This is a genomic window from Pseudomonas sp. Irchel s3f19 (genome assembly GCF_900187555.1).
GTDB lineage: Bacteria > Pseudomonadota > Gammaproteobacteria > Pseudomonadales > Pseudomonadaceae > Aquipseudomonas > Aquipseudomonas capeferrum.
Window position 1 is genome coordinate 827326 of the sequence record NZ_FYDW01000001.1, and the last position, 24317, is coordinate 851642.

At 59.5% G+C, this 24317-nt stretch carries 6 protein-coding genes; 4 read left to right on the plus strand and 2 right to left on the minus strand.

Annotation, left to right across the window (positions count from 1 at the left end; genetic code table 11):
• The first annotated feature begins 115 nt into the window (after positions 1-115).
• The gene (locus tag CKW22_RS03775; protein ID WP_033699707.1) at positions 116-991 is read left to right on the plus strand and encodes a DMT family transporter; all 876 of its coding nucleotides are present in this window, start codon (positions 116-118) and stop codon (positions 989-991) included.
• Positions 992-1004: 13 nt separating this feature from the next.
• Complete coding sequence (locus CKW22_RS03780) at positions 1005-1463, plus strand: DUF4265 domain-containing protein (RefSeq protein WP_033699708.1); 459 nt, start codon at positions 1005-1007, stop codon at positions 1461-1463.
• A 4-nt stretch (positions 1464-1467) separates the two neighbouring features.
• Here the strand turns inward: CKW22_RS03780 and CKW22_RS03785 are convergent, their stop codons facing one another.
• Entirely contained in the window at positions 1468-2349 is an 882-nt protein-coding gene (locus tag CKW22_RS03785) for a DMT family transporter (RefSeq protein ID WP_033699709.1), read from the minus strand.
• A 441-nt stretch (positions 2350-2790) separates the two neighbouring features.
• On the opposite strand from CKW22_RS03785, the gene CKW22_RS03790 reads away from it, so the two are divergent.
• Together CKW22_RS03790 and CKW22_RS03795 are read left to right on the plus strand one after the other, a co-directional pair.
• Positions 2791-3651, plus strand: coding sequence for a formylglycine-generating enzyme family protein (locus tag CKW22_RS03790; RefSeq protein ID WP_077068505.1), 861 nt, complete (start codon positions 2791-2793; stop codon positions 3649-3651).
• Positions 3652-3780: 129 nt separating this feature from the next.
• Positions 3781-6240 carry a TonB-dependent siderophore receptor gene (locus tag CKW22_RS03795; protein ID WP_095063764.1) on the plus strand — a complete coding sequence of 820 codons (2460 nt, stop codon included), beginning with the start codon at positions 3781-3783 and terminating at the stop codon, positions 6238-6240.
• A gap of 411 nt (positions 6241-6651) precedes the next feature.
• Here the strand turns inward: CKW22_RS03795 and CKW22_RS03800 are convergent, their stop codons facing one another.
• Positions 6652-24300, minus strand: coding sequence for a non-ribosomal peptide synthase/polyketide synthase (locus CKW22_RS03800; RefSeq protein WP_160015152.1), 17649 nt, complete (start codon positions 24298-24300; stop codon positions 6652-6654).
• Positions 24301-24317 lie beyond the last annotated feature (17 nt).

Sequence of the window (24317 nt, forward strand, 5' to 3'; positions counted from 1 at the left end):
TTAGCCGGTCCCTTGCCCGCGAAAGGGCGCGCACCGATTCACTGCGCAAGAAAGCACAAGAATCCCGCTCCCCCCTGGCGTAAACTCGCGCCCTGCCCAAAACCCGGAGACCGTTGTGAGCCCCATCGCCCTAGCCCGCCTGCTGACCCTTGCCGCTGTCTGGGGGGCGAGCTTTTTGTTCATGCGCATCATCGCCCCCGAACTCGGCACCGTGCCGACTGCGTTTTTCCGGGTGTCGATTGCCTGCCTAGGGCTGATCGCCATCCTCGCCGCCGCGCGGGTACGCTGGGACTTCCAGGGCAAACTCGGCGCCTGCCTGGTATTGGGCATGATCAACTCGGGCATCCCGGCCACTTTCTACTCCGTGGCCGCGCAAGTACTGCCCGCCGGCTACTCGGCGATCTTCAACGCCACCACACCGCTGATGGGCGTGCTGATCGGCGTGCTGTTCTTCCGCGAACCGATGACCCTGCCCAAACTCTGCGGCATCTTCCTGGGCCTGTTCGGCGTCGGCATCCTCAGCGGCGCCGGCCCCGTCGCCCTGGACATGGCCCTGCTACAAGGCGCCCTCGCCTGCCTGGCGGCCACCACCTGTTATGGTTTTGCCGGCTTCCTCGCCCGCCGCTGGGTCAGCGGCCTGGACAGCCGCCTTTCGGCCCTGGGCAGCATGCTCGGCGCAACCTTGCTGCTGAGCCCGCTGTTCGCCTGGAGCGCGCTGACCCAGCCACCCGCCAGCTGGGGTGGCTGGAACGTGTGGCTGTCGCTGCTCGGGTTGGGCCTGCTGTGCACCGCATTCGCGTATATCCTGTACTTCCGTCTGCTGGAAGAAATCGGCCCGGTCAAGGCCAGCACCGTGACCTTCCTGATCCCGGTATTCGGCGTGTTGTGGGGCGCGTGGTTGCTGGACGAGCCGCTGTCGATGGCGCACCTGTACGGCGGGCTGCTGATTGGCGCCGCCCTATGGCTGGTGCTGCGCCCGGCACGCAAATGAAGCAGGAGCCACGATGAGCGATGCATACAAGAAGGTGTTGTTCCGCCTGCAGCAGGACGCGGACGGCTACCCGCCCGCCTCGGTCGAGGGCCTGTGGGCCAAGGCAACAGAGGGCGGCTACGAAGTCGACAACATCCCGTTCTATGTCTACGGCATTGCACCGGGCGACATCATTGGCACGCGGGACGAAGCAGGTGAAACCTGGTTCGACGCCTTGCGCAGCAGCGGCGGCCGCTCGGTGTTCCGGGTCATCGTCAAGCCACCGGAAACCCTCGACCAAGTGCGCACGGCACTGGAGGATTTCGGCTGCAAATGCGAAGCGGAACAGGCAGTGAGGATGCTCGCTGTCGAAGTCGCCACACAGCGCTCGCTCGACACCTTGCTTTACTACCTGCTGACCCAGCGCGAAGCCGACCTGCTGGACTTCGAGGAAGGCGTGCTACGGCACACCATCCCCGAAGAATTCCGCTAAAGGCTTACGCCTGGGCCAATTGCGCAGCTGGCTTGCGGAACACGAACAGCAAGCCCACCACGATCAGCCCCATCCCCAGCAGGCTCAGCGGTGCCAGGCGGTTACCGAAGATCAGGAAGTCCATCACCGCCGTCACCGCAGGCACCAGGTAGAACAGGCTGGTGACGTTGACCAGGTTGCCCTTGGCGATCAGGCGATACAGCAGCAAGGTCGCCAGCAACGACACCACCAGCCCCATCCACAACAGCGCACCGACGAAACCACCGCTCCACTGCACCTGCAACGGCTGCAACGGCGCGAACAGCGCGCACAGGGCAAACCCTGCCAGGTACTGCAGCGGCAGCGTGCCCATGGGGTTGTCGGTGATGCGTTTTTGCAGGATCGAGCCAAAGGTCATGCTGCCCAACGCCAGCAGCGCAAACAGCATGCCGGCCAGGGACACCCCGCCAAGGTTGATGCTCTGATAGACCACCATCACCAGCCCGGCAAGGCCCAACCCCAGGCCGAACAACCGGCTCCAGGAGCGCTGACGCTCCATCAGTACCACAGTAAGGATCGGCTGCACCCCCATCACCGTGGCCATGACGCCGGGGGTGACATGGGTATTGAGCGCCAACAGATAGAAGATCTGATAGGCCCCCAGCAGCACACAGCCGGTGCCCAGGGCGCGCACAATCGCCCCGCGACTGCGCGGCCAGCGCAAGCCCAGCAACGGGCCGATCAGCAACAGGCCGGCGAGTGCCAGCGCCGAGCGCAATAGCAGGAAGGCGAACGGGCTGGCGTGCGCCAGGCCCAGCTTGGAGACGATTGCCCCGCTGCTCCACAGCAGGACGAACAGGCTGGTGGTGGCCGCCGAGGCCACGGATGCTTTGGAAATGACAGACATGTAGTGCCACCTTTCGGGCGAATAAGCCGAACGGAGGGCGAACTTTCAGCGAGGGAAGTAGCCGACCGTGTTCAGTAGGTTGCGGGTGCGGTGGGATGCGGCAAAAAGCCGATCAGCCCAGCACGACCACGCAGCGAGGCGGAGCTACGCCGCCTACAACGCCACTGACAGGTGGTGGGTAGTGACTGATCATGGCCGGCTGCTGGCTGCCACGCACGACACTGCCCGCGACTGGCGCGAGGGCAAAGCATGTGGTGGAAGGGATGGCAGGCATGAACAGGTCTTCGGATGAGATCAATGGCCTGGACTATAGCCCGGCGTTTTCTGGCTGGCAACTCGCTAAACCGACCGATGCAGGGGCGGCCGCTGGTTAATTTTTCACCGCCTTGGCTCGTCTGAATGCGAAACGCCGCACGCATTCACCCGCTCCGAGGACCCCCAATGAACGCAAAAACCTGGCTCTACCGGCCAGCCCAGATCACCTGCCTGCTGCTGGTCAGCGCCTACGCCCACGCGGCCAAGCCAGGTGACGTATTCCAGGACTGCAAGGACTGCCCAGAGATGGTAGTGCTGCCCGCCGGCAGCTACGTGATGGGCGCCCCCGACGACGAAGTCGGCCGCCAGCCCGACGAAGGCCCGCTGCATACCGTGACCTTTGCCAAGCCATTCGCCATGAGCCGCTACCAGGTCACCGCTGGCGAGCTGGACGCTTATATCAAGGCCACCGGCACCGTCATCAAGAGCGGCGACGACCGCCCCGGCCGCTGGTGCGAGGCCAGCAAGCCAACCTACAAACAAACCGCCCGCCAACCTGCGGTGTGCGTCGACTATGACGAAGTCCAGGCCTACACCGCATGGCTGGCGAAAAAAACCGGCAAACCGTACCGCATGGTCAGCGAGGCCGAACGCGAATACGCCGCCCGCGGCGGCTCCACCGGCCCGTTCCCCTTCCCCTTCGATGAGCCGGGCAAGTACGAAATCAGCAAGCACGCCAACACCTATGGCCCCCGCGATGGCTACACCTTCACCGCCCCCGTGGGCAGCTACCCGGCCAATGCCTTCGGCATGTACGACATGCACGGCAACGTCTACGAATGGGTCGCCGACTGCTACCACGAAAGCTACGAAGGCGCCCCCAGCGACGGCAGCGCCTGGGTCCAGGACCCCACGTGCATCCGCGCGCACATGCGCGGCAACGACTGGGGTGAGCCACCGATCTTCTCGCGCTCGGCCAACCGCAATGACCGGCTGAAAACCACCCGGGGTGACTTCCTCGGTTTCCGCGTAGCACGCGAACTCTGAAACGTGTGACACGGTTAACGCTGCGCCTGCGAAAAAAACAGTCAATAAGAATCGTTCCGGTTTTTCACAGGTGCTGCGTCACATACAGCACATAGAAAAAAACCCCTCTGCCAACGAGAACGCAACCCGATGTCCAAGCCCTTGCCCAGTGCGCTCAACCCGCTCGCCAAAGCCTTACTGATTCGTCATTCGCTTCGTCCCCGGCATGCGCTGTCACGCATCGGCATGGGCCTGGCGCTGTCTAGCGCGCTGGTTTTCCAGGTGCAGGCGCAGGAGTGGACGCTGGATATCCCGGCGCAGTCGATGAACTCCGCGCTGCAGGCGCTGGCCAAGCAGACGGATACGCAGCTGCTGTACAGCCCGGAAGACATTGGCGGGCTGCGGTCTTCGGCGCTGAAGGGGCGGCATGATCTTGCGTCGTCGTTGCGGATTCTGTTGCAGGGGACGGGGCTGCGGTATCAGATTGATGGTAATACCGTGACCGTGACGGCCAGCGCGGCGGCAAAAGACGGCCAAATCGAACTGTCAGCGACCAATGTGAACAGTGCCGGGCTGGGCGAAACCACGGAAGGAACGGGCTCCTACACAACGGGAGTTACCAGCACGGCCACCAAGATGAACCTTTCTATTCGCGAAACGCCCCAGACCATTACAGTGGTTACGCGTCAACGCATGGACGACCAGCATCTGGGCAGCATGAACGAGGTCCTGACCCAGACCCCTGGCATCACCATGTCGCAGGATGGTGGCGAACGCTTCAACATTTATTCTCGCGGTAGCGCTATCAATATCTATCAGTTTGATGGTGTGACGACCTATCAGGATAACCAGACGCGTAACATGCCCAGTACGCTTATGGACGTGGGGTTGTACGACCGTATCGAAATCGTCCGTGGCGCAACCGGCCTGATGACGGGGGCAGGTGACCCCAGTGCCGTGGTCAACGTGATCCGCAAGCGTCCAACACGCGAATTCAAATCTCACATTCAGGCAGGCGTTGGCTCTTGGGACTACTACCGCGCAGAAGCTGACGTCTCTGGCCCGCTGACGGATGACGGTCGAGTTCGGGGGCGCTTCTTTGCCGCCAAGCAGGACAACCACACGTTCATGGACTGGTACACGCAAGACCGAGATGTCTTGTACGGTGTTGTTGAAGCTGATGTAACAGACACCACAGTGGCTCGGTTCGGGATTGATCGCCAGACTTACAAAGTCAACGGTGCACCGGGTGTACCTATCATTTACACCAACGGCCAACCCACAAACTTTTCCCGCTCGACCAGTTCTGATGCACGTTGGGGTTACGACGATTACACGACGACCAATTACACATTTGGCCTTGAGCAGCAACTGGCCCACGACTGGCAATTCAAGCTGGCGGCTGCCTACATGGATGTTGACCGTGATTCGTTTTCATCCTATTACTCGACTACGACCAACCGCTCTTATCTGGAGCTCGATGGTTCAACCGAAATCAGCGCAGGTATCGTGACTGCCAAACAGCACCAAAAAGGCGTCGACGCCACGCTCCAGGGGCCATTCCAACTGTTGGGGCAAACACACGAACTGATAGTTGGGTATAACTATCTCGAGTACGAAAATAAACACCGGGGTGATTCTGGACCCGATGTGAATATCAATTTTTACGATTGGGATAACCAGACCCCCAAACCGGGTGATGACGAAATCATTCCCGGCATTCAGTACAATATTTCCAACCGCCAGTCCGGCTATTTTGTGGCGAGCCGCTTTAATTTGACCGATGATCTGCATCTGATTCTCGGGGCACGGGCGTCCAATTATCGGTTCGACTACGCCCTGTGGCGTATTGGTAATGAACCCGCGCCTTACAAAATGGTAGAACGCGGTGTCGTCACGCCGTATGCAGGCATCGTCTATGACCTGACGAATGAGCAATCCGTCTATGCCAGCTACACCGACATTTTCAAGCCACAGAATAACGTAGATATCACAGGCAAACCGCTTGATCCTGAAGTCGGAAAGAACTACGAGTTAGGTTGGAAAGGTGAGTTCCTCGAGGGCCGGCTGAACGCCAACATTGCGTTGTACATGGTCAAGCGAGACAACCTGGCCGAGTCGACCAATGAAGTGGTTCCTGACTCGGGTGGTCTCATCGCTTCTCGCGCAGTTGACGGTGCAGAAACCAAAGGTGTGGACGTAGAATTGTCGGGCGAAGTGCTGCCAGGCTGGAATGTCTTTACCGGCTATAGTCATACCCGCACCGAAGATGCTGACGGCAAGCGCCTGACCCCGCAACTACCGATGGACACATTCCGCTTCTGGAACACTTACCGACTGCCTGGCGAGTGGGAAAAACTGACCCTGGGCGGTGGTGTGAACTGGAACTCGAAATCCACGCTGAACTTTGCCCGCTACAACAGCCATGTGACCCAGGATGACTACTTCGTCACCAGCCTGATGGCGCGCTACCGGATCAATGAGAGCCTTGCCGCCACCTTGAACGTCAATAATATTTTCGACAAGAAGTACTACGCTGGCATGGCTGGCAGTTATGGTCATTACGGGGCACCACGCAACGCCACGGTAACACTGCGCTACGACTTCTGAGGCTCGTTGGCCAGAACCTGGGCTTGCTCCTGGGTCTGGCCATACTCTGCTGCTCTCCCCCCTCTCTGATCCTCTCGTCCTCTCTGTATCAATCCCTCCTGTTACTGTGTCGACTGTTCGAAAGGCCGCGCACTAAAATCCTCCCCACCAAGCGCCGCCTCACCTGAGTTTGCTTGTCATGCGATAGGACTTTAGTGACGTCAGGCTGCGGGGAGCTCACAGCAAGCGCTTAACAAGCGTGCCCGCGAAATTCATAAGACACTGTCCGTTCCATAGCCAATCACTCTGCTGTGCTAGTGGATTTCTCTCGTTTTTCGTGGTGCCTAAAAAGCACATGGCCCCGAACCCGCAACCTCAAGGTGCGGGATCGGGGCCATGTCAATTGACGCTGGATAAATCAATCAACCTCGCTCAATCGATCATGGAGCCCTCCAACAACCACTGCGCCGCTAAGCCCTCAATTACGTCAGCATGCTTGAGAATGTCGTAATGCCCTGCAGCCACCGACTGACTTGTGCGAACAGTGATGTTCCATGTAGGCGTCACATGCCCCGCCCACCAGCATGTCGCACGAGCCTTGAGCCGAGGCAAGCTTGAAATGTTGAGCGACAACGCTTTCAAACGCATCGCCACCTCGAACGTATGAGCCAGTTCAGAGCTGTCGATATCGGCGTACATAGATTGCCCGAGCGGGTTAGAACGAATCTCCTCAATAAGCAGCTGCAGTGACGCGCCCCCCATGCCAGCGGGTACAGGTGGAACCTCCAGCGCGTCCTTCGAAACGCCCAGCAACACGCTGAGGAAGCCGTGCAAGTCATCGCTCCAATCCTCTGCCGTCTGATCATCAGTTGCTTGAGGAACAAAACTGTCCACCAGACCAAGCATTGCAACTGTCTCGCCTTGGATTTCCAGTTCCTGAGCCACCAATATTGCGAGCGTGCCACCCAATGACCAGCCTGCAAGTCGATACGGCCCTTCTGGCTGTTTCTGACGGATGTACTGCGCATAATCGATGGCCATCGCCTGAAGAGACTCGTCCTTCCACTGACGATCAAGCAACATACGGCACTGCACGCCATACACACTGCACACACCTTCTAGACGACGCGCCAGTGGCTCGTAGTCAAATACAGTGCCAAAGCCTGCATGCAGACAGAAAAGCGGCGTAGCCGTCTCAACACGAGCATTGAGTAACAGCACGGGGTCAAGATCCACCTCTACGCTTGAGTAGCCCGACAGCTCACCAATAGTCGGCTTTGCCATCACATCGCGTAGCTTCAGATCCAAATGCAGACCGACATGCGAGCGAACCTTGGACAGCATTTTCAACACCCGCAGAGAATCGCCACCCAGCTCGAAGAAGTTGTCATTGATGCCGATCTGATCAACGCTCAACACCTCTTGCCAGATCTGCGCCAAGGCCTGCTCTACGTTGTTGCGCGGAGGAAGGTGCATCCTATGGCCGACAAAGTCGGGCGCCGGCAACGCATTACGGTCAATCTTGCCGTTCGGTGTAAGCGGCATCGCCTCCAGTACCACAATCTGCGCGGGTACCATGTAGTCAGGTAGCTCGCACCGCAAAGCTTCACGAAGCTGCGTAGCAGTGGCTGCCTGAGCGCCACTTACCACATAGCCTACGAGTTGTTTGCCGATGGCGCCTTCACGCGCAACAACCACCGCGTCGCGGACATCCACCTGATTGCGCAGACGTGCTTCGATCTCGCCCGGTTCGATTCGGAAGCCACGTATTTTCAGTTGGTTGTCCAGGCGGCCAATGAAATCGATAACGCCATCGGCACGCCTGCGAACTCGGTCACCTGTACGATAAAGGCGTGCACCCACGGCGAACGGGTCCGCGACAAAGCGTTCGGAGGTGAGCGCCGCACGCTGGTGATAACCACGCGCCAGTCCATGGCCCCCAATATACAACTCGCCGGCCACACCATCAGGCAATGGGTTCAGGTTCTGGTCCAGGACGTGCAAGGTTCGCTCGCCGACCCGCTCACCGATCGGTGCATACACCGCCTGACAGGACTGTTCTGCCGACACTTTCCACAGCAAGGGTGTTACCACCGTTTCTGTCGGTCCGTAGCCATTGGTCAAGTACTGCGGACGCAATGTGCGTTTGACCAACTCGAACAAGGCATCTGGCACCGCATCGCCACCGAAACAGTAGATCCGAACAGGTGGTGCTGCTTGCTGTTGGGTTTCGCCGAACTCTGCCAACTGCTGGAGATAGGCCGGAGGGAAGCAAGCGATATCGATGCGTTGTGCATGCAACACTTGCCACGTCTCTTCAGCGGTCCAGAGGCGGTTTTCGCGAATGACCAGGCATCCACCCGACGTCAGCGTCGACAACCAACGCTCTTGAGCACCATCAAAAGCGAATGACATGAACAGCAACTCGCGCGTGCGTTCATCCATCTCGTAGAGTTTGGCAATGGCCAGGCAATGCATGCGGATCTGCCCATGGCTGACCGCCACGCCTTTGGGCTTACCGGTCGAACCGGAGGTGTAGATCAGGTAGGCAAGATTGTCATCTTGCACCTGCACCTGCGGCACGCTCGCCGTGAGGCCCACCGTGTCCAAAAGGTCCAGTTCTACACATTGCGCCACCTCGGTGAAGCGCTGACGCAAACCACTACTGGTCAGCAGCAAGTGCATTGCCGAATCTTCGACGATCCACTGCAGTCGATCCTGAGGGTAATCGATGTCCAGAGGCACATAAGCAGCACCTGTTTTCATCACTGCGAAGAAAGCGATGATCACTTCCACCGAGCGCTCCAGTGCAACACCCACCGTTGTTTCAGGTTTGGCACCCAACGCTATCAAGTAGTGGGCAAGACGGTTAGCGCGTTCCTCCAGTTCGCTGTAGGTCAGTTGCTGCTCGCCGCAGATCAGCGCCACTGCGTCAGGCTGTGCCTGAGCCTGCGCGCAGATGCGCTTGGCCAAAAGCGGCATGTCGACTGGGTTCGTGTGCAACTCGTTGCGCTGGCTGGCTTGCTTTATCTGGGCAGGGCTAAGCATGTCCAGGCTACCCACGGTAGCCTGCGGATTCGCCAGAATCGCGTTGAGCAAGCACTCGAAACTATCGCGAATCGCAGCAGTACCGGCCTCGCTGAAACTGTCGCGTAAGTACATGAATTCGACCGAGAAGGTATCAGTCAGGTGCACAGCCAGATCCATCGCATAGTTTGTGACATCGCGATCGTTGGCCTCACCAAATTGCAGAGCGTTGTTGCTGCTACTGTTCAAGCGCTCATCGATTGGGTAGTTCTCGAACACCAGAATGCTGTCGAACAATGCCTGGCCTGGGCGCCCGGCCCAACGCTGAACATTGGACAACGCCGCATGCTCATGATCGCGTAGTTCCAGGTTGTAGCTCTGCAGTTGCTGTAACCAGTCACAGACTCGCTGCTGGGCAGCAGGTGCTTGCACCACAGGCAAGGTATTGATGAACAAGCCCAGCATTTCGTCAGCACCTGGCAGGCTGGCTGGCCGACCAGCTACAGTGGCACCAAAGCATACTGCCTCTTGTCCGCTGTAGCGCTGCAACAGCAGCAGCCAAGCTGCCTGCACAAGCGTGTTGGGCGTCACACGTAGGCCTTGCGCTGTCAAGCGCAGCCGCTCCGTACGCTCTAAATCCCAATGCAAGTAAAGCGCCGCGTGCCCTGACAAGTCGGAGTCCGGCCTTGGTAATACTGCCTGGGCGAGCAGTGTCGGGCTTTCAATCTGGCTCACCTTGGCCGTCCAGAACGTCTCCAGTTCCTTCTGCGATTGTGCTTCAAGCCAACGAATGTATTCACCGAAGCGCCCAGCAGCCCCCACCAAGGCTTGGCCATGGTAAGCCTGGAACACTTCACCCAGCAGACGTGAATTGCTCCAACCGTCCATCAAAATATGGTGGCGCGTCCAGATCAGCTGCATCCGCTGATCGTCCAGCCTCACCAGTGTCACCCTCATCAATGGCGCCCGCAGCATGTCGAAATCTTGCGCCGCATCGCCATCTACCAGCACTTGCAGCGCGCTTTCGGCAGCATCCCGGTCCCGCCAATCGAGTACGCGTACAGGCAAGTCCACTTGTCGATGAACAATCTGCAGGGGGTGTCCCAACTGCGCAGACGACCAGAATCCGGTGCGCAGAATATCGTGACGCGCAATCACTTGATTCCACGCTTCAACGAATCGCTCGACTTCCAACCCTTCGACAGCGACCGAAGTCTGGTTTATGTAAAGCCCCGTTTCGCCACCCTGACCGCTGTAGAACAACATGCCCTGTTGCATCGGTGACAACGGATAGATGTCGGCTACTTGCGCCACAGGCACAGGCAGGCTGTCCATCTGTGCCTGTGTAAGGCCGGCCAGCGGGAAGTCCGATGGGGTCGCGCCTTGATGCGGCTTCTGGCAGCAATGTGCGATCAGCGCTTTCAATTCCTCGGTATACGCATCTGCCAGCCCCTGGATGGTCGATTCATCGAACAGCTCGCGGCTATAGGACCAGGAAAGCTCCAGCGCCCCCCCGAACACTTGACCATTCAAAGTCAGCAGGCTACCTAGAGACGAGTTCGGGTCCTGCGTAGAGCCCGCATTTTCTTTGGCCGGCACGAATAACCCTGATGGCTCATCGAAGCTGCCGTCGAACTGTCCCAGATAGTTGAAGACGATTTCGCCCTGCGGTAATGCCGCCAGCGTCGCCGCGCATTCCTCGCCCCCAAGATAACGTAGCAGGCCGTAGCCCAGCCCCTTGTCTGGCACTGCGCGCAGTTGTTCCTTGATGGCCTTGATCGAGTTGTCGATTGTCAGCTGCGGGCTGAGACGGACCGGGTACATGCTGGTAAACCAGCCGACCGTACGGCTCAGGTCAACGTCGTCGAATATATCTTCGCGACCATGGCCTTCCAGGCGTACCAGCACGTTGGAGCGTCCAGTCCATCGTCCGACCACGCAGGCCAAGGCTGTTAGTAGAAGATCATTGATCTGCGTCCGGTAGGCTGCGGGTGCATCCTGCAACAGCTTTCGCGTCCACTCAGCATCGAGTCGACTGCTTACGCTGGTGGCACACTTGATCTGATTACTGCCTTGGGGGTGATCACAAGGAAGCGCATCGTCCACATTTCGCAACTGGTCTTGCCAATAATTCAATTGCTCTTGCAGTACGGGGGCTGTGGCATATGCCTGCAGACGCTCAGCCCATGCCTTGAACGAGCTGGTCTTCGCTGGCAGCGTCAGCGGCTGTCCGGTGCTTTGTGATTTATAGGCTTGCTGCAAGTCTTCTAACAGTATCCGCCACGACACGCCATCAACCACGAGGTGATGGATCACCAGAAGTATTCGCTGTGTAGCATCCGGCATTTCGATCAGCACTGCTCGCAATAACGGGCCTTGTGCCAGATCCAGACTGCGCTGGGCGTGCTCCAGTAATGGAGCAAGCTCTTGTGCCGTTTCCAGCCTGCGCACCCACACCAAATCCTGATCGGTGTCAGTGGCAAACTGCGCCTGCCAACTGCCCTGCTGTGATGCAAAACGCAGACGCAGCGCGTCATGATGCGTAAGCAATGTTCGCAACGAAGCTTCCAACCACTCGGCCATCACAGGCTCTCGGGTCTTGAGCAGCACCGATTGGTTCCAGTGGTGACGTGATGGAATGTCCTCCTCAAAGAACCACTGCAGGATGGGCGTCAACGCGTTAGACCCGGTGACAGGGCCTTGGTCGATCGATGTCCCCTCTTCACGGCGTGCGACAGCCGCCAGTTGGCGTACCGTCTGATGCTGGAACAACTCTTTCGCAGAGAATTGGATGCTGACCTGGCGGGCCCGACTTACAACCTGCAGGGAAATGATCGAGTCGCCCCCTAGCTCGAAGAAGTTATCGGTGACCCCAACTTTTTCGAGTTTGAGTACAGCCGCCCAGATATCCGCCAAGTTCTGCTCAATCTCATTACAGGGCGCCACGTATTGGTTGTGCAACTGGCTTTGATCGACGCTAGGCAGACGCTTGCGGTCAAGCTTCCCACTCGGCGTCATGGGCATCTTATCTAGCACTATGAGGTAGCTCGGAACCATGTAGTGCGGCAAGCTGCTCTTGAGCGACTCCCTTAACGCGTCGCGCAATGCAGGTTCATCGGGCGCACCCTCCGCTGGCACAACATAACCACACAGCTGTTTTCCGCCAGCATGATCCACGGCAATCACCGCCGCCTCGCGCACCTGTGGATGCGCTTGCAGATGTTGTTCGACCTCACCAAGCTCGATGCGGAAACCGCGTACCTTGACCTGATGGTCGGCGCGGCCACGATAGGCAAGTTCACCCTGCTCATCGAAATAACCCAGGTCACCCGTGCGGTACAACCGTGCGCCACCTTTTTCAGCCAGCGGGTCAGGGATGAACCGTTCGGCAGTCAGCGACGGGCGCTGGTGGTAACAGCGCGCCAGGCAGCCATCGCCACCGATGTACAACTCCCCCGGAACACCGATCGGTGTAGGCGACAGGCTGTCATCCAGCACCCGCATCACCCGCCCGCCAATTGCGCGACCAATCGGTACCCCGCTCTCCGGCAAGGGTGCTTGCGCCAGTCTCGAGCAGTCATAAGTCGTAGCAACCACAGTGGCCTCGGTCGGCCCATAAGTATTGAGCAGCCGCACATTCGCCGGGCCATCTGCCAGCCACGCCTGCAGACCATCTAGTGCGACAGCTTCACCACCGACATGGATCTGCTTCAACTGGCCATAGGCTTGCGGTTCACGTCGATCCAGCGCCAGCAGACGCCAGTAGGCCGCCGGTAAATCGGCCACCGTGACGCCATGACGTATGACCTGCTCGCTGAAGGTGTCGGTGTCCCAGAGCTGCTGATCACGCATCACAACGCACGCCCCACAGGACAATGGCGGGAAGAACTGCTCGATGAATCCGTCAAAGCTGAACGTGGCGAATTGGAGCACCCGGTCATCGGCAGTCAGCCGCGAGTAGCCGCTGGCGACCTCGCAGAAAACCGAGAGGGCATGATGAGGTATGGCCACGCCTTTAGGCATACCGGTGGAGCCGGAGGTGTAGATGACATAGGCCAGGCTGTCCGGCGTGACCGCGCATTGCAGGGGCGCGGCGCTGAATGTTTCCAACCACCGCGTTCCAGGTTCGAGGCCAACACAAGGCAGGTCGGCAGGAACCGGCAGTCGCTTCATGGACACTGCATCTGCCAACAGCAATCCAATACCGCTGTCCTTGATTAGATAGGCCAGGCGATCCTGCGGATACTCAGGGTCGAGCGGCACGTAGGCTGCTCCCGCCTTGTGAATGGCGATCAATGCGACGGCAAGCGCAAGGCCACGCTCCGCAGCGACCCCAACCAGGCTGTTGGCGGTAACCCCACGCGCGATCAGCAGGTGGGCCAAACGATTGGTTTGCACGTCCAGTTCACGGTAGCTCAGCTGCTGCTCACCGAATACCAGCGCCACAGCATTCGGCCGCTCATTGGCTTGCGCCTCGAAGCGTTGATGGGCACATTGGCCCGACAAGGCAATTGCCTCGCTGCGATTCCAGTCATCGAGAAGCAACTGGCGTTCGGCGCCCCCCAGGAGCGACAACTCTCCGATCGCTACGTTGGCATCTTCGACCAGTGCTCGCAGCAGGTTTGCGAAGTGCTCCGCCAGGCGCTCGACGGCAGCATCGCCCCAAGAGGCACGGGCATGGCTGTACTGAATCGACAGTGTTTCACCCATGGTAGCCGCCAGGGTGAGGGCATAGTTGGTCTGTTCCAGGTTGGCGACCTGCCCGAAGCGCAAGCCGTCTGGCGCACCCTCCTGCAAGGCTTGTGACACCGGGTAGTTCTCGAATACCAGGAGGCTGTCGAAAAGTGCTTCCCCCCCGAGGCCCGCCCACCGCTGAACAGCATTCAGCGGCGTATGTTCAAACTCGCGCAACGCCAGGTTGCACGCCTGCACCTGTGCAATCCACTCGGCTACAGTCTGCTCGCAACGCGGCGACCCGATTACCGGCAAGGTATTGATGAACAGACCGATCTGTTCCTCCACCCCTGGCAGGTCCGCCGGGCGCCCTGCCACTGTGGCGCCGAAGCAAACAGTGGACTGCCCGGTATAGCGTTGCAGCAACAGCAACCATGCCGATTGCACCAGGGTATTGACGGTAACCCGGTTGGCGCGAGCGAAGGCCTCGATGCGTTGGGTCTGCGCGGAGTCGAACACCTGATGGTATTCACCCTGGCCATGCAGCTCGCCAGCACCGTGACGTACCACTTGCGACAGTCGTGTCGGCTCTTCCAACGTGGACAGTTGAGCCTTCCAGAAGGTTTCAGCGGCCGTTGCATCCTGGCGCTGCAGCCAAGCGATGTAATCGCGATAGGGCGCCGTCAGCGCCGGTACATGTTGCCCTGCATATCGCTGCAGAACTTCACCCAGCAAGCGCGAGGTGCTCCAGCCGTCCATCAGAATGTGATGGTTGGTGTAGATCAAGTGATGACAATTGTCGTCCGTGCGCACCAGCGTAAGACGCTGCAACGGTACCTGGTCGAGCTCGAAGCCAGCTTGTCGCTCACTTTCAGCCAGCGTTTGCACGGCCTCCTGCAACGCCGGCTGGCCTCGCCAGTCATACTCGACGAGCGCTTGCACGACCTGCTTGTGCACCACCTGAACCGCCCGGTCCAGTTCGCCCTGCCAGACAAAGCCGGTCCGCAGGATGGCGTGAGTATCCACCGCCGCCTGCCAGGCCTGCTTGAAACGCTCCACATCCAAGCCGTGAACATCGACCCGCAGCTGGTTGATGTAGTCACCGGACTGCTGCTCGTACAAGGTATGGAACAACATGCCCTGCTGCATCGGCGATAGCGGATAGATATCGGCAATCTGCTCGGCAGGCAGCGGCAGGCTGTCGAGCTGCAACTGTGTAAGCTCGGCCAGCGGGAAGTCCGAAGGCGTCACTCCACGGTGCTCAAGCTCGCTGCAATGGGTAATCAGCGCCGTAAGCTCTTGCGCATAGTCGTCGGCAAGGCGCTGGATGGTGGACTCGTCGAACAGTGCCCGACTGAAGCTCCAACCCAGTTTCAGCTCACCGCCGTAAACCTGGCCATTCAGGGCCAACAGGCTGCCTAGCGGTGCATGCTCGTCCTGAGTGGCGCCAGCATATTCCTTCGCTGGGACGAACAAGCCCGACTGCTGGTCGAAGCTTGCGTCGAACTGCCCGAGGTAGTTGAACACAATCTCGCCACGCGGCAAGGCCGCTAAGGTCGCCTGCGCCTCCGGGCTGCCCAGGTAGCGCAACAGACCGTGACCGAGGCCTTTGTTAGGCACCGCTCGCAACTGCTCCTTGATGGTCTTGATCGAATCGACAAGGCTGGTTTTCGGGCTGAGTTTTACCGGGTACACGCTGGTAAACCAGCCCACGGTGCGACTCAGGTCGACGCCGTCGAAAAGGTCTTCACGTCCATGGCCCTCCAGACGCACCAGCACATCGGAGCGACCGGTCCAGCGGCCGATCACCCGTGCCAGCGCGGTCAGCAGCAGGTCATTGATCTGCGTACGATAGGCTGCCGGTGCTTCCTGCAGGAGTTGTCGCGTGAGTTCCCGGTCCAGACGGATACTGACCGACGCCGAGTCGCGCTCCAGGTTACTGCCGTGCGGATAATCACAGGGCAGCTCATCACTCGTCCCTTGCAACTGCGCCTGCCAGTAGCTCAGTTCTGATCGCAGGCTGTCGCTTGTGGCATAGCCTTGCAAATGCTCGACCCAGTTTTTGAATGAACTGGTCTTGGCCTGCAATTTCAGCGGATGGCCAGCTTGTTGCGCCTGGTAAGCCTGTTGCAGGTCCTCCAGCAGCACGCGCCAGGAGACGCCATCCACCACCAGATGGTGAATTACCAACAGCAGCCGTTGAGTTCCATCAGCCAACTCCGCCAGTACTGCCCGAAGCAACGGCCCCTGTTGAAGATCAAGGCTGCGCTGGGCTTCGACCGCCAGGTGCTGCAGAGCCTGCGCATCGTCGACCTTGCGGCACCAGAGTACTTCGCACATGGCATCGCTGAATGAACCCTGCCAACCATCATTGCCCTGTTCGAAGCGCAGACGCAACGCATCGTGATGCGCCACGACAGCCTGCAGAGCCTTGTTCAACGGCTCCGGCGCCAAGGTCTCGTGCGGCATCAGCAACACGGACTGGTTCCAATGATGACGCTGAGGAATATCAGCGTTGAAGAACCAATGCTGAATCGGCAACAGCGCAGTAGCGCCGATAACTGCCCCTTGGTCGATAGCTGTACTGGTCGAACGCTGCGCAACCGCAGCCAGTGCTTGCACAGTCTGATTCTGGAACAAATCTTTGGGCGTAAACTGAATGTCCTGCTGACGCGCACGGCTGACCACCTGCAATGACACGATGGAGTCGCCACCCAATTCAAAGAAGTTGTCGTTCAGACCGACCTTGTCCAGCCTCAGCACATCGGCCCAGATACCTGCTATCTGTTGCTCAAGCTCGCTCTGCGGGGCGACATATTCGCCCTGCAGCAGGCTCGCATCCGCTTGGGGCAAGGCCTTGCGGTCCAGCTTTCCATTGCCGGTCAACGGCAAGCTGGCGAGGAACAGCACATGAGCCGGTACCATGTATTCCGGCAAGCTCGCCTTGAGCGTTTCGCGCAAGGCATCGCGCAGTAAAGCCTGGGCTGTGAAACTTTCCAGGACCGCGCTATCGGCCGGCACCACGTAGCCCACCAACTGTTTGCCACTTGGGCCATCCTGGGCCAGTACCACGCCTTGGCGCACAGCAACCTGGTCTTGCAGACGTGCCTCGATTTCCCCCAGCTCAATTCGGAATCCGCGAATCTTCACCTGATGGTCAATCCGCCCCAGGTATTCGATCACCCCGTCGCCGCAGTAACGTGCCAAGTCGCCCGAACGATACAAGCGCCCTCCTTGGGTATCGAACGGGTTCGGCACGAAGCGTTCAGCGGTCAATGCCGGCCGACCGTGATAACCGCGAGCCAACCCGTCCTGACCGATCATCAACTCACCCTGGCTACCCGGTACGATCGGATTCAGAGCATCGTCGAGCAGGTACCAGGTCAGGTCGGGAATAGCCTCGCCAATCGGGCTGCTGCCGACATTTTTCAAGTCATCCCGGCAGATCAGGCGGTAGGTCACATGTACAGTGGTTTCGGTGATCCCATACATGTTGATCATGCGTGGGTGGGCATCACCAAACACCTCGAACCACGGTTTGAGGCTGCTCACATCCAGAGCCTCACCGCCAAACACAACGTGACGTAAAGCCAACTGATTGCCGGCCTGTGCTGCCTCGCAGGCGATCGGTATAAGTTGCTGGAACGCCGAAGGTGTCTGATTGAGCACCGTCACCTTCTCGCTTACCAGCAAGGCGTGGAAGTCCTGCGAAGAACGCGCCACATCCTGCGGGACAATGACGGCCTTGCCGCCATACAGCAATGCGCCATACAACTCCCAGACCGAGAAGTCGAAGGCATAGGAATGGAACACTGTCCACACGTCGCTAGCGTCGAACTGGAACCAATCCTGGGTTGCCGCGAACAAGCGCACCACGTTGTGGTGAGCGAGCAGTGCCCCTTTAGGCTTGCCAGTGGAACCCGAGGTATAGATCACATAGGCCAGGTTGTGTGGCGAAACAGCTACCTGCGGATTGGCTTCGCTGTAGTCGGCCAGCGATGCGTCGCCGAGGTTCACACAGTGGATGCCGGCAGGAATTGGCAAGGCTTCACGCAGGTGCCCCTGGGTCAGCAGCAGATCAATGCCGCTGTCTTCTAATAGGTAGCTCAGGCGATCCTGCGGGGATTGCGGGTCCAGCGGTACATAGGCGCCACCGGCCTTCAGGATGCCCAGCAAACCTACGACCATCTCCAGGCTGCGTTCGACAGCAATGCCCACCAGACTGTCCGGGCCTACGCCAAGCTCACGTAGCTTGTGCGCCAGCTGGTTGGCGCGACGGTTCAATTCATCATAGCTCAGCGTCTGTTCGCCAAAGCTCAGCGCGGGCGCATGTGGTGAGGCTTCGACCTGGGCCTCGATCAATTGATGAAGCGTACGATCACTTGGGAAACTCTTCTGGCTGTGGTTCCAGTCCTTTATGACCAGAGCTTGCTCCTGCGCCCCCATCAACGGCAGGTCGCCGATTACTCGTGTTGCATCAAGGACCAAGGCATGCAAAAGATTCTGGAAGTGTTCCGCTACCTGGCAGATGGCAGGGTTGGCCCATAGTGCTTGATCATAGCTGTACTGAATCGAGAGCGTCGAACCGAGGTTAACCAGCACGGTAAGCGGGTAGTTGGTCTGTTCGCGATTCGCGACTTCACCAAAACGCAGCCCCTGAGGTGCTCCCTGCTGCAGGGCTTCGGATACTGGGTAGTTTTCGAACACCAAGACGTTATCGAACAGGGACTCACCGCCCAGCCCAACCCACCGTTGCACTTCGTTCAACGGTGTATGTTCGTATTCACGCACTGCGAGGTTGCCCGCCTGGACCTGAGAAATCCAATCCGCGACGGTTTGCTCAGCACGCGGTGTGCCCACCACAGGAAGGGTGTTGATGAATAGACCGATCTGCTCTTCCACGCCTGGCAGGTCTGCGGGGCGACCTGCCACAGTCGCGCCGAAAGCCACGCTAGCCTGACCAGTGTAGCGCTGTAATAGCAGCAGCCATGCCGACTGCACAAGCGTGTTGACCGTGACCCGATTGGCCCGGGCAAAGGCTTCGATCGACAAAGTCTGTGCACGATCGAACACTTGGTGATGGGCGTCATACCCAGAAGCGCTCGCTGGTGGGGACATTCGTGTTGCCCGGAGCAGGCGAGTGGGTTCCTGCAGCTCGGCCAGTTGAGCCTTCCAGAAGGTTTCGGCAGCGCCAGCGTCCTGGCGCTTCAACCAGGCAATATAGTCGCGATAGTGCATCGTCTGGGCCGGCAGATGGTGGCCAACATAGCGCTGGAGCACTTCACCCAACAGACGCGAGGTACTCCATCCATCCATCAGGATGTGATGATGGGTGCATATTAGGTGATGTCGATTTTCAGCTGTCCTTACCAGCACCAGGCGCAGCAAAGGTGCTGCATCCAACACAAAACCGCGCTGTCGCTCGCGTTCGGCCAATGCCTCAAGTGCATGATCTTCTGTCGCTTGATTACGCCAGTCATGTTCTTTGAACGGCAGCTCGACATGCTTGTGCACGATCTGCACCGCTTGGTCCAGATCCCCCTGCCAGACGAAACTGGTTCGCAGAATATCGTGCGCACCCAGTGCCCCCAGCCAGGCCTGCCTGAAACGCTCCACGTCCAAGCCGTCCACGTCCACCCGTAGCTGGTTAATGTAGTTGCCGGCCGCCTGCTCATACAGTGTATGGAACAACATGCCCTGCTGCATGGGTGCCAACGGGTAGATATCGGCGATGTCGGCAGCGGGTACGGGCAGGCTATCCAGTTGAGCCTGGCTCAAGCACGCCAGAGGGAAATCCGACGGGGTAACCCCACGATTCGTTCTCTGGCAGCAATGAGTGATGAGCGCCTTGAGTTCCTCGGCGTACTCATCAGCCAACCGCTGAATGGTCGACTCGTTGAACAGTTCCCGGCTGAAAGTCCACCCCATCTTCAGCTCGCCAGCGTAAACCTGCCCGTTCAATGCCAACAGGCTACCCAATGGCGCATCGTCGCTTTGATTGGCCCCGCCGTACTCCTTGGCAGGCGTGAAGACGCTGCCTTCTTCCTGGAAACTGCCGTCGAATTGCCCCAGGTAGTTGAAGACAATTTCGCCCTGCGGCAGGTTATCCAGAACCTGCCGACTGTCATCGCTGCCAAGATAGCGCAGCAGCCCGTAACCAATACCTTTGTTGGGTACTGCCCGCAGTTGTTCCTTGATGACTTTGATCGAGCTATCCAGTTGCGCCTGAGCGCTCAGGCTCACCGGATAGATACTGGTGAACCAGCCCACGGTGCGTGTCAGGTCCAGGTCGTCGAACACGTCCTCACGGCCATGTCCTTCAAGGCGTACCAGCACGTTGGAGCGCCCGGTCCAGCGAGCCACCACCCGCGCCAGCGCTGCAAGCAGCAGGTCATTGATCTGGGTACGGTAGGCCATGGGCGCTTCATGCAGAAGCTTGCGGGTCCACTCCGCGTCCAGATGGGTGCTCGCATAGGCGGCGTGACTTACTTGATTGCCACCTTGCTGATGATCCCGCGGCAAATCATCGTCAGCATGTTGCAGTTGTGCATGCCAGTAGGTCAGCTCCTGGGCCAGATCGGCACTCTTGGCATAAGCCTGCAACCGTTCGGCCCACGCCTTGTAGGCGCTGGTCTTGGCAGGCAGTTCGGCAGGCTGGCCGGCCGAGGCTGCTAGGTAGGCCTGCTGCAGGTCCTCCAGCAGCACGCGCCATGACACACCGTCAACGACCAGGTGATGGACGACCAATAGCAGTCGCTGTTCACCCTGCGGCAGCGTGCCCAGTAGCACCCGCACCAACGGGCCGCCGAGCGCGAAACTGCGCTGCGCCTCACCGGCTGCGTGCAAAAGCGAGTCCATGTCGCTAAACGAGCGATCCCACAGGATGCCCTGCGTATCGACCTCATTGAACGTGCCTTGCCACTGTCCGTCTGCCTGATCGAAACCAAGGCGCAGGGCGTCATGCTGCTGCAGCACGCGTTGCAGCGCCGTAGCCAGATGCTGCGGATCAATGCTCACGCTTGGTGCCAGCAGCACCGACTGGTTCCAGTGGTGAGGTTGCGCCATCGCCTGATCGAAGAACCAGTGCTGAACCGGAGTCAGCGGCGTGGTGCCGGTAACTGCCCCCTGGTCGATGACAACGTTGTCCGCACACCGGGCAACCGAAGCCAAACCTTGTACGGTCTGGTATTGGAACAGTTGCTTGGGCGTGAAGTGGATGCCCGCCTGGCGCGCACGGCTGACCACCTGCAAGGAAATGATCGAGTCGCCACCGAGTTCGAAGAAGTTGTCGGTAAGCCCTACCTTGTCCAGTTTCAACACGCCGGCCCAGACAGCCGCAATATCCCGCTCCAGTTCAGTACGAGGTTCAAGGTATTCCACTTGGAACAGGCTGATATCGGGCTGCGGTAGTGCCTTGCGATCCAGCTTGCCATTCGGGGTCAGCGGCAGCGCCTCAAGGAATACCAACTGCGCTGGCACCATGTACTCCGGCAGGGTTTGCTTGAGCTGGCCACGCAGCGCATCGCGCAGCGCTGATTGCCGCGCGAGGGTGGCCATCACGGTCTCGTCGGCCGGCACCACATAACCTACCAGCTGTTTGCCAGTTGGGCCGTCCTGAGCCAACAGGACCGCTTCGCGGACAGCCTCCTGAGCCTGCAGACGTGACTCGATCTCCCCCAGTTCGATACGGAACCCGCGGATCTTCACCTGATGATCGATGCGACCTGCGTACTCGATCAGCCCATTGTCCTGATAACGGGCAAGGTCCCCGGTGCGGTACATCCTGCCGCCGCCCTGCTCATCGAACGGATCAGGAATGAAGCGTTCGGCCGTCAACCCAGGGCGGCCGAGATAACCCCGTGCCAACCCAGCACCGGCCATGTACAACTCACCGTTTACCCCTACCGGTACCGGCGCTACGGCCTCACTCAGCAGATAAACCGCACTGTTGGCAATCGGCCGGCCGATGTTCGCCCTGCCATTGGCGCAACGCAGGGTAAAGGTGGAGTAGGTGGTGTCCTCGGAGGGGCCGTACAGGTCATAAACCTGCTGCACATGCCCGGTCGCATACAACTCGTCGACCAGCGACTGCTTCAGCGCCTCCCCAGCAAGGTTGATGATGCGCACGGTCGCCGGCAGTTCGCCGGTCTCAAGCAGCATCTTGATCGCCGATGGCACGGTGTTGACCAGACGCACCCGGTCTTTGGCCGCCAGGTGCGGCAGCTCGAGGGCGTTGGCAGCGAGCACCGCGTAGCCTCCAGCCGACAGCGTGACGAACAGCTCCCACACCGACAGGTCGAAACAGATCGAAGTAGATGCCAGCACACCGCACAGGTCCTGCTGGCTATAGACCGTCAGCGCCCAGCCAATCAGCGCCGTTACGTTGCGATGCTCGATCAACACGCCCTTGGGTTTGCCCGTGGACCCGGAGGTGTAGATGCTGTAGGCCAGATTGCCCGGTTCGGTCATGCAGACCGGATCGGTTACCGGGTAGCCCTCCAGCGACAACTGATCGAGCAACAAGGTCCGGGCATGAAACGCTTCAGGCATGCGCGCAAGCAGGTGCGACAGGGACAGCAGCAAGATCGACTGGCTGTCCTCAAGCATGTACTCGATACGGTCCTGCGGGTACTCAGGGTCGAGCGGCAGATAGGCGCCACCCGCCTTCAGGATCGCCAGCAGGCCAACCACCATTTCGGGGCTGCGCTCCATGGCGATGCCCACCAGCACATCCGGCCCCACCCCCTGCTCGCGAAGTCTGTGTGCCAACTGGTTGGCCCGTTGATTCAACGCCGTATAGCTCAGCACCTGCTCGCCGAACAGCAATGCCGGCGCATCGGGTGACACCTTGACCTGGGCCTCGAACAACTGGTGCAGGCTGCGTTCGGCAGGGTAATCGGCTTGGGTACTGTTCCAGTCTTTGATGACCAACTGCTGTTCGTGCGGGCTCAGCATTGCCAAGCCAGCAACAGGCTGGTGCGGCTGCCCTGCGATGCTGACGAGCAAGTTCAACCAGTGCCCTGCCATGCGCTCGACGGTGGCCGTATCGAACAGATCGGTCGCATACGTCAACGCCGCGCTGATACCGGCTTCGTGCTCGAACGTGTCCAGTGCCAGGTCGAACTTGGCCACGTGGCTGCCCGAGGCGATCTCTTCCATCACCAGGCCAGGCAGGTTGCGCCCTTCGCCCTTTTTGGTCTCGGTCTGGTGGTTGTACATCACCTGGAACAATGGGCTGTGGCTGAGGCTGCGCTCTGGCTGCAAGGCCTCGACCAGTTGTTCGAACGGCAAGTCCTGGTGCGCCTGTGCGCCCAATGCACGTTTCCTGACCTGCTCCAGCAGCTCGGTAAAGGTGGTGCTCAGTTCGAATTCGGCACGCAGTACCTGGGTATTGACGAAGAAGCCCGCCAGGCGCTCCGTCTCGGCACGGTTGCGGTTGGCGATCGGCACACCCACGCGGATATCCGCCTGCCCGGAGTAACGGTGCAACAGCGTTTGAAAGCTGGCGAGCAACAGCATGAAGGGTGTCACGCCCTGCTGCTGTGCCAATTGCTTGAGCGAACCGACCAGTTCCCCGCCCAACGGGATTTCCAGCCGTGCGCCTTGCTGGCTGTAGACCGCCGGGCGCGGGCGATCAGTCGGCAGCTCCAGCACCGGCTGCTGGTCCCCCAACTGCTCTTTCCAGTAGGCCAGTTGCCGGTCCTGTTCACCGGCCTGCATCCAGGCCCGCTGCCAGATGGCATAGTCGGCGTACTGGATCGCCAGCGTCGGCAACAGCACGTCGCGGCCTTGGCTGTAGCCCTCATAGAGCCTGACCAGGTCATCCACCATCACCGGCAAGGACCATCCGTCCGCCACGATGTGGTGCAACGTCAGTGTGAGCACGTGCTCTTGCGCACCCAACTGCAGCAGCCTGGCCCGCATCAGCGGCCCATGCTCCAGATCGAAGGGTTGCTGGGCCTCATCTTCCAGGCTGGCACAAACACCGCTAGGCGCTGTGGCCTCGACAGCCTCCACAACCAGCTCGAACGGCATGTGCGGATGAATGACCTGTACGGTCTGCTCACCCTCCAACCGGAAGGTAGTGCGCAACGTTTCGTGGCGGGCGATCAACGACTCGAAGCTGCGCTGCAAAGCGGCGATATCCAGCGCACCGGTAAACTTCAAGGCAGCGGGAATGTTGTAGGCAGAACTTTGCGGCTCAAGCTGCCACAGAAACCACTGCCGCTGCTGAGCGAAGGAAAGCGGAACTTGGTCGAAATCACCACGGCTTTGTGGGATCGGCAACTGCGCAAGGCTCATGCCTTTCGATGCGAGCTTTTCAAGAAACAGCTTGCGCTGCGGCAGGGGCAGGCCAATGAAGCGTTTTACCAGTTCCATGTTTCTGTTATCCGTTT

Excerpts from the sequence above, each read along its gene's own strand:
- CKW22_RS03780 (WP_033699708.1), top strand. The coding sequence starts at position 1,005 with ATGAGCGATGCATACAAGAAGGTGTTGTTCCGCCTGCAGCAGGACGCG.
- CKW22_RS03785 (WP_033699709.1), bottom strand. The coding sequence starts at position 2,349 with ATGTCTGTCATTTCCAAAGCATCCGTGGCCTCGGCGGCCACCACCAGC.
- CKW22_RS03790 (WP_077068505.1), top strand. The coding sequence starts at position 2,791 with ATGAACGCAAAAACCTGGCTCTACCGGCCAGCCCAGATCACCTGCCTG.
- CKW22_RS03795 (WP_095063764.1), top strand. The coding sequence starts at position 3,781 with ATGTCCAAGCCCTTGCCCAGTGCGCTCAACCCGCTCGCCAAAGCCTTA.
- CKW22_RS03800 (WP_160015152.1), bottom strand. The coding sequence starts at position 24,300 with ATGGAACTGGTAAAACGCTTCATTGGCCTGCCCCTGCCGCAGCGCAAG.